Here is an 11,971-nt window from a genome sequence, read left to right as displayed (position 1 = left end):
GCTGCACCGGATGGAGGTCCGGTGCAGCCGGTTCGCCTTGGGAGATCAGGCGCAGGGGCGCAGCCAGGAGAAAGCTATGGTGCCCCAAGGGAATTTGTTGACGTCGCAAATCTGGCTCGATACTGCGACGTTCCAATTGACCTGGAAGAGCGGCGCGGCAAGGTACTCACCGTTGAGGATACCAAGCACCTCGTTCTGCAGCACCATGTAGTCGGCTTCGTCGTCCTGCGGGACCAGCAGTGCTGCCAGTACATCCTTGTCGAGCGTTGGATTCGAATACTGGATGTGGTTGGTGGCGCTGTCGCTGCGATACATCCAATAGGCCCAGTACATGAAGTCGTTCCACCAGGGGCCCATGGAGTGGATAGACACTTTCAGGTCGCGCTTGCCCCAGGCGATATCGTCGAAGGCATTCTGGGTGAGCGGCTTGATCTGCATGTCGAGACCGATCTCGCGCAGCGCATCCTGGATGATGATGCCGGCGGCCATATTGGTGGAGCCATTGACCACCGGAACTTCGAAGCCGGGTACATTGCCAGCATAACCGCTTTCGGCGACCAGCGCCTTGGCCGCTTCGATATCGGTGGTGAAGAGCGGATTGGCGGCATAGCCGGGGGTATTCACACCGACAAGGTTTTGCACCGGCGTACAGAAGCCGCGGCAGACTTCGGCAACGAGCCGGTCATAAGGGATCGCCCTGATAACGGCCTCGCGGATTTTCGGATCATCAAACGGCGCGGTGTCCGGTTTCCAGCGCAGAACGGCGACATCCTGCTGGGAGGGCACGCTGAACACTTTGGCATTGGGCGAGTTCTGCAGCACCGAATATTCATTGGGTGTCAGGAAGCCGATTTGGGCCTCGCCGCTTTCGAGCAGCAGCATGCGGGTCTGCGCGTCGGGCACGACGCGGAACATAACCTCGGAATAATAGGGTTTTGCGTCACCCCAATAGTCCTTGTTGGCAACGGCGATAATGTATTCCCCGCTCTGCTGGTCACCCAGCATGTAAGGGCCCGAGCCCATGGCATGGGTCTTGATCCAGTCCACGCACCATTCATCACCCTCGCCGCGTCCGGCCTCGCAGGCGGCCTTGGACATGACGGTCAGCGACATGGATGCGAAGTTGCGCAGTGAATAGCGGCCCAGGCCATCGGGATAGGTGATCTTGAGGGTCTGCGGATCGACGATTTCCATTTGATCGACCGCGAAGATGCCGCCCGTTTCGATCTGGGTCGTACCCCAACCCATACGGCCGACCAGCGCACGCTCGATGGACCAATAGACGTCTTCGGCCGTTACGGCGGAGCCGTCCCAAAATTTGGCCGTCGGATTGAGATGGAAGGTCAGCGTCTTGTTATCGTCCGAAATCTCCCAGCTTTCGGCTAGACGCGGCACGATTTTGGTCTGATCGGCAATGCCGGTCGCCGGATCGATCTCGTAGGTGACAAGCGTATCGAACATCTCCATGGCCAGTTGGCCGACAAAGGCGGACGTGTTCTGCGGATCGAGCGTGGCTGGATACTCATTATGGAGATAGATCAGCCGCGGGCCGGACCCGACGTCTTCCGGTGTCAGCGGCGCCGGTGCAAAGGCCGTTTGGGCGAGCGCCGGCCCCGAAAGGGCCGAAACCATCAGCATTGCCGCCAAGGGCGACAGAAAATCCGAGCGTTGCATTGCCTTCCTTCCATCACTGAGGAGCCGGCCGCTTCCGCGGCGCCGGTCTTTCATCGATGGTTGGATGGTGGCGGGAAGCCAGCCTGGCGACCAGTTCAACTTCGGCGCAATCACCGATACCTTGGTATCGAAAATGGCCTGATCTCGATCGGCAATGGCAACGTTGAGGGGAATGCGCTCGTCCGAGTCGGCGCAGTGCCCATTGGGCCGGAGCGGCTATCGAGGTTGCAGCCAAAAGCAGCCTGTGGGCACATACACTCAGGCGAGGATTGGCCTTGGTCCCTGCCACCCCCTAAAGCCACGGCAGGTCGTCGCCTTTGACGACTGAGAAACAGAATGGAGAGACAAGTGCAAGATGACAAACGTCACGTCGAGCAGGTTCGCTTGGCGGGGTGGACCGCCGGAGCTTCCGAGAAGGACAAAAGCACCAATCCGCATCGCGGCAAAAAGAATGCGGACGAGGCGAACTGGGACGAAGCCTGGGAGAAGGGCTTCGCGGGCCAGGATTATGAAGTTTGGTCTTAGTTTCTCAGTCGTGCCGAACGTCGAACGGCGGCGCCTGAGCGCCGCCGCGTCTAGTCAGATCCAGGCGGGAACCATGTTGCCGGCATAGCGGGCACCGAATGCACCCTCGGGCAAAACCTCGCTGATCCGGGTCAGATCATCCGCCGGCAGCACGAGACTGGCCGCACCAACATTTTCTTCCAGGCGTTCGATGCGACGGGTGCCAGGAATGGGAAAATATCATCACCCTGGCAGCGTCTCTGCAACCTTGCCATCAACGGCTGCGGGCGATTTCAGCGCGCCTGCCTGAGCCGGTTATTCGGCCGCGGTAACCGCGTCGACGAACATAGTGCGAAAGCGGGGGGCGTCCAACTCAAGAGCGACATTGACTTCGCCAGCGCCTATCCCCGGCTCCACATCATCCTTGAAGGAGAGCATCTGCCCGTAGGATCGGCCAAAATTAGTATCGACCGCAGCCTTTATCGTGGTGCTGCGAACGATCAAGCTCGGATCGATCGCTACGGCAGCGATGACTTCATCCCACAGCGGCAGGTCCATCCAGGCATTCTCGGTGAGATAGCTGCTGAGCGCGGAGTTGGGTTGGGTCATATCTTCGACCAGCTCTGCATCGACCATCACGGTAGTGTTGACCAGGCCAGTGACGACGATAGAGGCAAAGCCGGCCGTCAGCACGATCTGGGCGGCCTCGGGGTCGAAAACGGTGTTGAAAGCATCTATCGATTTGACTTCGCCGCTGGCGACGTCGAAATCGGCCTTCGGCCCGTTCGAAATCACAACGCTTTTGACCAAGCTTGCAAACTCGGAATCCTGACGCACGGCCAAGGCTATATTGGTTAGCGGCCCTCCGGCAACGATCGTCACTTCGCCCGGGTACTTGTGCACCTGTTCGATCATGAATTGGACTGCGGACAAGTCTTGGACGACAATCTTGGGGTTGCCTTCGGCAAGGTCGGGCGCCAGACCTGGATCAAAGTCGGCAGGTTTGTCCTCGTAATTGTTCCAGGCTCCCTTCCAGCTGATCGGACCATACACGCTCTCCCAGATTGCCATGCGCTGGGGCGTGTTGACGAGCGGCTCACTGGCGCCGGCATAGACCGGGATCTCGGGATGCCCGGCGATCTCGAGAAAACGCAAGGTGTGGGCCACCCCCTTTGCCAGCCAGTCGTCTCCGACGACGCCGGTAATGCCGAGCAGCTCGACGTCGGGATTATTGAGGAACAGCAAGATGGGCTGCACGGCGGTGCCGCCGGGGCCTGTGAGATCCTGATCATAGATGAACTTGGCAGCAAATGCCGGCTGCGCGAGAGTTGCGAGCGCAAGCACCGAACACGAGCGAAGAATTTTGAGCATGCGGATTCCTTGAACGGGTAAAGTCCGTCGAGTACGGCTGGGATTGACGACTTCAAGACTATTCCTCAGGAAAACAGGCTTGTCAGGCCTATGTATTCGTGGATGCTCGTTCAAGCTATTGAACGGGGTAGACCATGCAGATCGACGATGTGCGGGCTTTTGCCTGGGTGGTTTCATCGGGCTCACTGTCCCGCACCGCGCGCGAACAGAACCTACCCAAAGCAACACTAAGCCACCGGCTAAGACGTCTAGAAAATGATGTCGGCACCGCACTGCTGATCCGCTCGGCCGCTGGTCTGACGCCCACGAAGGCAGGTTGGGCGTTCCTCAGGCATGCCGAGGAGGTAAACCTCGCCTACACGCGCGCGTTGGATTCTGTGGCGAGCGAAAAGCCGGCACAAAGCGTGCGCCTGAGTGTGGGAGCAACCGATGAACTGTCCACCAACCTACTAGCGCCTCTATCGCTCCGGTTTGCGAGGTCGCACCCGGAAGTGTCACTTGATCTACATGTCATGCCGCTGGGCAGGTTGCTGTCGCGTGAAACCGACCTGGATTGCATGATCTGTTCAGGTTTACCGGCAATCCTGGGGACAGCAAATCTGGTTGCCCGTGGGTTCTCACGTTATGTCAGCCGCCTCTATGCGGCCCCCACCTATTTGGCAGAAAGAGGAACGCCCACGCATCCCGACAACCTGCGACAGCACGACTTGATCTCCGGCGAAGGCCCGTCGGGCATTATCCCATGGGCGTTAGAAAATGGTCAGGCCAGTCAGTTGATCGAACCGCGCGGCCCATTGCGTGCCAACGATAATTGGGTGGCCAAAGTGTGCGTCCTGCAAGGCTATGGCATCGGGCTGTTCCCAGAGTTCTTCGCCCAGGAACATGTTCCAACCGGTGACCTAATCGAGGTATTGCCCGCCTGGACCACCGCCCCGACTTCGGTAACCGTCCTTTACCACGACCACCGCTTCGCCAATCCCCACATCCGAGCTTTCATCGACTTCCTGGTAAGTGAGTTTGAAGGCTTTTACTGTTTTCCCTATCGCCAGAGGGACGTGTTCCGGCCCATGCCAGGTGGAAGCACCACAAGACAAAAGGGGCGACGGTAAAGCAGGCGAGCGCAAGCCAATGGCTTCGCACGCGGTGCAATTCGAGTTTTGGATGCTAATAGATGCGCAGGCGCCCACCTTGTTGCGGAGATCGTAGCGCTCGAAACGATCGCCTTTTCGCTGCAAAGTCGACGGCCCGGCTACACAGCCGATCGATCTCGGAGAACCCTAGTGACCCGTAAGGCTCCTTGGCCGCCGCTCGGTTCCAGGGTCCCTCATCGTCTTTGTCATCGACATACAGCACGGCACAGTCAGCCCTATGCCCGGCCAGAACCAACAAATAGGGGAGCGGCGGATTCACTGTCGACAAACAGAATACAAAGATTATACTTGTAAAAATTGCTAGGCGTGCGGCCGCTTTGGTGGCGCTGAGATGGACAAGGATACGATGAACACTGAGATCTTTACCGGCGTGATCCCGGCCCTGATGACACCATGCAAGGCCGACCGTACACCCGATTTCGAGGCGCTGGTTCGCAAAGCCCGCGAGTTGATCGCGGCGGGCATGTCGGCCGTGGTCTATTGTGGCTCGATGGGTGATTGGCCGCTGCTGACTGATGCCCAGCGTCAGGAAGGCGTGGCGCGGCTGGTCCAGGCTGGCCTGCCGGTGATCGTTGGTACGGGCGCCATCAATTCGGCGTCGGCTGTGGCACTTGCCAGTCATGCCCAGCAGGTTGGCGCCGCCGGTCTGATGGTCATTCCGCGCGTGCTGTCGCGCGGCAATTCGGCGACGGCACAGCGGCACCATTTCGAGGCTGTCCTCGCGGCAGCGCCCGATCTGCCGGCCGTGATCTACAATAGTCCCCATTATGGCTTCGAGACCAAGGCCGACCTGTTCTTCTCCCTGCGCGCCAAATACAAGAATCTGGTGGGCTTCAAGGAATTCGGCGGCCCTGCCGCCATGACCTATGCTGCCGAGCACATTACCAGCGGCGATGACACCGTCATCCTGATGGCCGGTGTCGATACCGGCGTCTATCACGGCTATGTCAAGGCAGGCGCCACCGGCACGATCACCGGCATCGGCAACGCCCTACCCCGGGAAATCCTCCATCTGGTTGCCCTGTCCAAGGCCGCCGCCGCTGGCGACATCGATGCGCGGACCCGCGCCCGTGAACTGGGCGAGGCACTCGATGTGCTGTCGAGCTGGGATGAGGGCACCGATCTCGTGCTTTACTACAAGTACATGCTCGAGCTGAAAGGCGAGGCCGCGTACAAGCTGCATTTCAATGCCACCGACGAGCTGTCGCCCAGCCAGCGCGCCTGGGCCAAGGCGCAGTTCGAGCAATTCAACACCTGGTACGCCGCCTGGAGCCAGTTGCCCGGCGCCGTCCAGACCACCAAGCCGTAGCCTTCCTCCCTGACCTGCGGCTAAAGGCCCTCCCTTGCCGGAGGGCCTTTCTTTTTCTGTCAGTCGGCTGCCGCCAGCCCGAGCGCCGCCAAACGATCGAGATGCTGCAGCTCGGCCTCGGTCAGCACGATGCCCTCGGTCTCCGCTTTGCGCCGCGCTGCAAAGCGGCGCTGTGACGGCAGGCGGGCGCCCTGCCCCGCAATGGCTTCAAACAGTGTTTCGGCCCGGGCGAACGGGTCCCCAGGGCGTCCAGCAGCGAAACGCTCGGGGGAGAACGCGATGACCAGCTCGCCATGGGCCGGCGATAGGGCCGTGGTCCCCAGCGCCTCGAGCGCGCCGGCACTGGTCAGATCGCCGATCATGACACCGGCCAGGAGCTCGATCATCGTACTCAGCGCCGATCCCTTGTGCCCGCCGAACGGCAGCATGGCGCCAGCAAGTGCCGCTTCGGGCGAGGTGGTGGGTTCGCCCTGGGCATCGATGGCCCATCCCTGCGGCAGCGGCGTTCCGGCGCGGCGATGCAGCTCGATTTCGCCGCGCGCAGCGACGGATGTCGCAAAGTCGAACACATAGGGTTCGACCTGCTGCCGTGGCCAGCCGAAGGCAAAGGGATTGGTGCCGAATAGCGGCTCGCTGCCGCCCCAGGGCGCGACGGTGGCATAGCTGGGGCACATGACAATGGCCGCCAATCCGTGGCCCGCAACGGCCTCCACTTCCGGCCACAGCGCTGAAAAATGCGTGCAGTCGTTTATCACCATCGCGGCAAGGCCAAGCGCCTTGGCGCGGTCGACCAGCAGGGGCAGACCCAGCTCGAAGGCTGGGCTGGAAAAGCCATGCTGTCCGTCGATCCGGACAATGGCGCCGTCTTCAAGATCGGCAATCGCCGGCACGGCGTCGCCACGGACCTTGCCAGCCCTCAGCGTGCGCAACACGCCTTCGATGCGAAAAATGCCATGCGACTTGCAGGCATCCCGTTCGCCGGCCGCGATGACCCGGGCCACGGCATCGGCCTGGACGTCACTCATGCCGGCGCCAGTAAGGATTGCCCAGATGCGGTTCTGCAGGTCGGCAAAGGCAATTGTGGTGCCGCTCATGCAACGCTCTCCCCGGCAAGATAATCCACCAGCATGCGCAGACCGAAGCCGGTGCCGCCTGGCGGGCTCAGCGGACTGCCGTTTGGCGCATAGGCCGGACCGGCGATATCGATATGCAACCACGACGTTTCCTTGGAGACGAATTTCTCAAGGAAGGCCGCGGCAATGGAGGCATTGCCGTAGGTTACGCCCGGCCAGTTCACGAAATCGGCGAAATCGGATTTCAGCTCGTCGTGAAACCCTGCATCGACAGGCATGGGCCAGGCCAGCTCGCCCGTGCTTTGCGCCGCCTGCAGTAACCGGTCCATAGCGGGACGATCATTGCCATAAACACCGGCATAGCGCGGACCGAGGCCGATCTGCACCGCATAGGTCAGGGTAGCGACGTCGATGAGCTGGCTGGGCGCAAAGCGCTGCTGGAGATAGGCCAGGCAATCGGCAAGCACCAGACGGCCTTCGCAGTCGGTATTGCGGATCTCGACATTGGGGCCGGCGAGGCTCTTCACCACGTCACCGGGCCGACTCGCCGAGCCGCTCGTCATGTTCTCGGCAAGACCCAGCGCCGCAACGACGGGGCGCCTGATCCCCAGCCGGGCCATTGCGGCCATGCTGGCGGCGATCGTCGCCGCTCCGGCCATGTCGTTCTTCATCTCCCACATGCCTGCGACGGGTTTGATGTGGATGCCGCCCGTATCGAAGGTCACGCCCTTGCCGGCAAGACCGACCGTTGCGCCTTCGCCTTTCAGGCGCAGCACCACCATGCAGGGCGGATTGACCGAGCCCTGTCCCACGGCCAGCACCAGGTTGGCCCCGAGCTCTTCCAGTTTCCAGGCCTCGAGGATCTCGACCGCGATGCCAAGGGGCGCGCAAAGTCTTTCAATCCGCGCGGCGAGCTCCAGGGGTGGCAGCATGTTACCCGGCTCGTTGACCAGGTCGCGGACGCTGTGGGTGGCTTCGGCGGCAATCTGGAGGCGCTTGACACTATCGACCACAGCCTCGGGACAGTCCAACAGCGTGAGACGGCCGGGACCCGTATCCTGGTCGCTGCGATAGATGTCGAAGCGATAGGAACGCACCAGAAAGCCATAGACGAACTCACCAAATAGGGTGACGTCGAGTCCTTCCGGGCAGCTCAGCGCCAACCCTCCCGATAGATCGAGGCATCTGACCGCCAGCCGCGCTCCGGCCGCCTGCGCCTCGAACACCGATGCATCGTCCGACACGCCGACCAGCACGAGCCTGTCTTCTTCACGCCCCTCGGGCGCCAGCAGAACTGCAAGGTCGCCAGTGTCGGCGGCAAAGCCCTCCGCGCGCAGAATTCGCGACAGGCGCTCGGGCCGGGCGGCCGATTTGATGAAGCTGCCCAAGCTCCCCGGGTTCAGTATCTTGGCCACCGTACCGGCGGTGCCGGAGGCCCCGGATGCCTCAAAAATCACGTTCATCTGTTCCCTCACGCATAATCCCGTCGAGCTGATCACAGAAGTATGCACAATGTCGACAGCCGATCAAAGGCCATGCCCAAGGGTCTTTTGCCGCGCTCTCGGGCAGGTTGCACAGCAAACAGTCACGGCAGAGTTCTACAAAGAAAACGATTCAGAGCTACTTGTCGACAAATTGGATACGCGGTAGCATCCGGTTAAAATGAGGTGCATGGCGTGATTGGTACAGGCCTTATCGACCAGTTCATGGCGAGCGTTCGCCGCCCCGGGGTGACGGCAGTTGACCTGATCGGCGGCGTCGGCAGGATGGTGCATGAAACGATTGGCACGAGGCTGCTGACCGCGTCGGTCTATGACATGGATGCCCGCCAGTCCAAGCGCGTCTATTCGGAAAATCTCGACGCCTATCCCTTGGGGGGGCTCAAGCCCATTCTGGACAACCACTACACCGAGGTCGTGTTGCGCCAGCACCAGATCTTCCACACCCTGCGCATCGAGGAGATCGCCGAAGTCTTCTCCGACTGGCCGCTGATCCGCTCGCTTGGCAACGGATCCAACGCCAATATTCCAGTCGTCGTTGACGGCAAAGTCATCGGCACGCTGAACCTGCTGCATGAGGCCGACTACTATACTGCCGAGCGCCTCGCGCCAGCCGCCGCGCTGCTGCCCTACGCTACCATCGCCTTCCAGCACCTAGCAAAATCGATGCGCGAGGCGAGTCATTGATGCCGTCCGCCTAAGCAACGGGTCGGCCCGTGCCGGCCCCAATCAGGAGAGTGTCGGCGGAAATTGGGAACCGCCGATCCAACAAGGGAAAGAACCATGAAACTACGTGTTGCATTGCTGACCAGCGTTGCGTTTGCCGGTGTCGCGGCCGCCGTGCCAGCCTGGGCGCAGGACCCGTTCCGCGTCGCCTATCTCGCCTCCTCCAGCCAGAACGGCTACAATCAGGCCATCTTCGCCGGCATCCAGGAGGCGGCGGCCGAAAAGGGTGTCGAAGTCGAGATCTTTGACGGCGCATTTGATTCCACCGTGCAGTTCTCGCAGGTCGAAGACGTGGTGGCCGGCGGCCGCTTTGACGCCTTCATCGTCACGCCCAACGACACCGTGGGCATTGCCCCGGCGCTGGAAGACGCGACCGCCGCCGGTATCAAGGTTGCCACGACCCTATTCCCGGTCGGCCCTGACCTCACCAATATGGAGCCGCAGGTTCCTGGCCTCACCACCACGGTTGCCGCCAACCCTGCCGACGGCGCGCGCGCCCAGGCCGAAGCGGTTGCCGCATACTGCGCCGACAAGGACCCGTGCCGGGTTGCAGTCATCATCGGTCAGCTGATCTATCCGTTCGACAACCTGCGCAACGAAACCTTCAAGGAAGTGCTGGCGCAGCATCCAAACATCCAGATCGTAGCAACCGGCGAGGGCAACTACGATCCCGACGCATCGCTGACCGCCATGCAGGATATCCTGCAGGCCAACCCGGAAATCGACGCCGTCCTGTCCAATGCCGACCAGCACCTGATCGGTGCCGAAATCGCACTGAGCGACTTCGGCTACGAGCCGGGCTCTGTCTACATGATCGGCGGCGGACTCAACCAGATCACGGTCGATGCGATCCGTGCTGGCACTGTCTCGGCCACGCTGGCCGAAGTCCCGCACAGCATGGGCAGGGCCGCGCTCGAAGCGGTGGTCACCACACTGGAAGGCGGCACCGCGCCGACTTGGATCAACCCCAACGACCTGGTCGAAACGCCCGTGATCGTCACCAAGGAATGGCTCGACGCCAACCCTGATTTCGTCGCCGAGTGGCAGGGCTGAGCGCTTTTAAAGAGTCGGGCGGGACCGCGTGGTCCTGCCCATCCTCCACCCTAGCGGAGGTCCGTTGCCATGGTAACGAACGGGACGACGTCGGTACGGCTGTCGGGTGTCGAGAAGAGCTTCGGCTCTAGCAAGATCCTGCATGACATCAAGCTCGATTTCCGGGCCGGCGAAGTGCATGCCCTGATCGGCGAGAATGGCGCGGGCAAGTCCAGCGTCGGCAAGATCATCGGCGGCTATTACTCGGCCGATCGCGGCGAAGTCGAAATCTCGGGCACGCTGCTCGACCAGTCGACGCCGCGCCGTGCGCTGCAACTGGGCGTGGCGATGATCCACCAGGAATTGCAGCTCGTGCCGCAGCTGACCGTGGCTGAGAATGTGTTTCTCGGCCTGGAAGCAAATGTCGCCGGGCTGCTAAGCGGGTCGGACAACAAGCGCTTTGCAGCGCTGGAAGAACGGTGCCGCTTCGGCCTCGATCCGCGCCGGAAGGCGGAAGACCTGTCCATTGCCGACCGGCAAAAGGTCGAGATCATGCGCGCCATTGCGCGCGATGCCCGCATCATCATCATGGACGAGCCGACCTCGTCGCTGACGGCCGACGAGGCCGAGCGGCTGCACCGGGTCATCGCAGACCTTCGGGCGCAGGGTCGCACCATCATCTATGTCACCCATTTTCTCGATCACGTGCTAGCCGCCTGCGACCGCGTCACCATCATGCGCGACGGCCGCGTCGTGCGCACCGGAGATATTGCCGGCGAGACTAAACAAAGCCTCGTGGAAGCCATGCTCGGCAAGAGTGCCGAGGTCGCCTATCCCGAACTGCCGGCCCGGCCCGATGCATCGGTTGCCCCGCGCATTGCGATGCGCGGCGTCAGCAGCCATGCGGGCATTCGCGACATCAACATCGCCATCCGCCCGGGTGAGGTCGTGGGTCTTGTGGGCCTTGTCGGGTCGGGCCGCAGCGAAGTGGCCCGCGCCCTCTTCGGTGCAGACAAGGCGCTGACCGGCACGATCACCCTCGACGGCGAGGACCTGCCCAGGCTGACCCCCAAGGAAGCGGTGCGGCGCGGCATCGCCTTCATTCCGGAAGACCGCCGCAAGCAGGGCCTCAACCTGGTGCAGCGCACACGGCCCAATATGAGCCTGCCACATCTCAGCCAGATCAGCCGCTTCGGCTTTCTCGACATGGGCGAGGAACGCCGCCGCACCAAGGCGATGATCGAGCATTTCGGCATCTCCCCCGCCGGGATCGATGGCGAAGTGGCCTATTATTCGGGCGGCAACCAGCAAAAGGTGCTGCTATCCAAATGGGCCTATGGGAAGCCGGGCGTCGTCATCCTCGACGAGCCCAGCCGGGGCGTTGATATCGGCGCCCGCCGCCGTATCCACGATTTCATCGTCGAACTCGCGCAGACCGGCGCAGCCGTGCTGCTGATCTCCTCCGAACTGGAGGAGGTGCTGAAGCTGTCGCATCGCGCCTACCTGATGAGCCAGGGCCGGATCATCGGCGAGGTCGAGAGTGCCACTATCAGTGTCGAAGATGCGCTGTTCCGTCTCTTCAACGTCCAGAAGGCGCAAGAGCAAGCTGTGCTTTTGCCCGAACAAGGTTGA

10 protein-coding genes are annotated in these 11,971 nt (G+C 61.7%); 6 read left to right on the top strand and 4 right to left on the bottom strand.

Annotated elements, in window-relative coordinates:
* Positions 1-45: 45 nt before the first annotated feature.
* Positions 46-1,674, bottom strand: a complete 1,629-nt coding sequence (locus tag ACI3KW_RS01485) for an ABC transporter substrate-binding protein (protein ID WP_404846616.1) — start codon at positions 1,672-1,674, stop codon at positions 46-48.
* Positions 1,675-2,022: 348 nt separating this feature from the next.
* On the opposite strand from ACI3KW_RS01485, the gene ACI3KW_RS01480 reads away from it, so the two are divergent.
* A complete protein-coding gene (locus ACI3KW_RS01480; protein WP_162740279.1) occupies positions 2,023-2,199 on the top strand; it encodes a hypothetical protein in 177 nt (58 codons plus the stop codon).
* A 294-nt stretch (positions 2,200-2,493) separates the two neighbouring features.
* On the opposite strand, the gene ACI3KW_RS01475 is transcribed toward ACI3KW_RS01480, so the two are convergent.
* Positions 2,494-3,549 carry a nucleoside hydrolase gene (locus tag ACI3KW_RS01475; protein ID WP_404846615.1) on the bottom strand — a complete coding sequence of 352 codons (1,056 nt, stop codon included), beginning with the start codon at positions 3,547-3,549 and terminating at the stop codon, positions 2,494-2,496.
* Between the two features lie 134 nt (positions 3,550-3,683).
* Here ACI3KW_RS01475 and ACI3KW_RS01470 point away from each other — a divergent pair, with 134 nt between their 5' ends.
* Positions 3,684-4,658, top strand: coding sequence for a LysR family transcriptional regulator (locus ACI3KW_RS01470; protein ID WP_404846614.1), 975 nt, complete (start codon positions 3,684-3,686; stop codon positions 4,656-4,658).
* Positions 4,659-5,046: 388 nt separating this feature from the next.
* Positions 5,047-6,009: a dihydrodipicolinate synthase family protein gene (locus ACI3KW_RS01465; protein WP_404846613.1), complete on the top strand. Its 963-nt coding sequence runs from the start codon at positions 5,047-5,049 to the stop codon at positions 6,007-6,009.
* 59 nt (positions 6,010-6,068) lie between these two features.
* Here the strand turns inward: ACI3KW_RS01465 and ACI3KW_RS01460 are convergent, their stop codons facing one another.
* Together ACI3KW_RS01460 and ACI3KW_RS01455 are read right to left on the bottom strand one after the other, a co-directional pair.
* Positions 6,069-7,103, bottom strand: coding sequence for an Ldh family oxidoreductase (locus tag ACI3KW_RS01460; protein ID WP_404846612.1), 1,035 nt, complete (start codon positions 7,101-7,103; stop codon positions 6,069-6,071).
* Positions 7,100-8,545 carry a leucyl aminopeptidase family protein gene (locus ACI3KW_RS01455; protein ID WP_404846611.1) on the bottom strand — a complete coding sequence of 482 codons (1,446 nt, stop codon included), beginning with the start codon at positions 8,543-8,545 and terminating at the stop codon, positions 7,100-7,102. Before ACI3KW_RS01455 ends, ACI3KW_RS01460 begins: the two co-directional genes overlap by 4 nt.
* Positions 8,546-8,758: 213 nt before the next feature.
* Here ACI3KW_RS01455 and ACI3KW_RS01450 point away from each other — a divergent pair, with 213 nt between their 5' ends.
* From ACI3KW_RS01450 to ACI3KW_RS01440, 3 genes are all read left to right on the top strand, one after another.
* Entirely contained in the window at positions 8,759-9,268 is a 510-nt protein-coding gene (locus tag ACI3KW_RS01450) for a hypothetical protein (RefSeq protein WP_404846610.1), read from the top strand.
* Positions 9,269-9,364: 96 nt separating this feature from the next.
* Positions 9,365-10,360 (top strand): sugar ABC transporter substrate-binding protein, encoded by a 996-nt coding sequence (locus tag ACI3KW_RS01445; RefSeq protein WP_404846609.1) that lies wholly within the window; start codon positions 9,365-9,367, stop codon positions 10,358-10,360.
* Between the two features lie 69 nt (positions 10,361-10,429).
* A complete protein-coding gene (locus ACI3KW_RS01440) occupies positions 10,430-11,971 on the top strand; it encodes a sugar ABC transporter ATP-binding protein (protein ID WP_404846608.1) in 1,542 nt (513 codons plus the stop codon).

It is taken from the genome of Devosia sp. ZW T5_3, from assembly GCF_044987315.1.
Lineage (GTDB): Bacteria > Pseudomonadota > Alphaproteobacteria > Rhizobiales > Devosiaceae > Devosia.
This window is presented reverse-complemented; position numbering and strand designations above follow the sequence as displayed.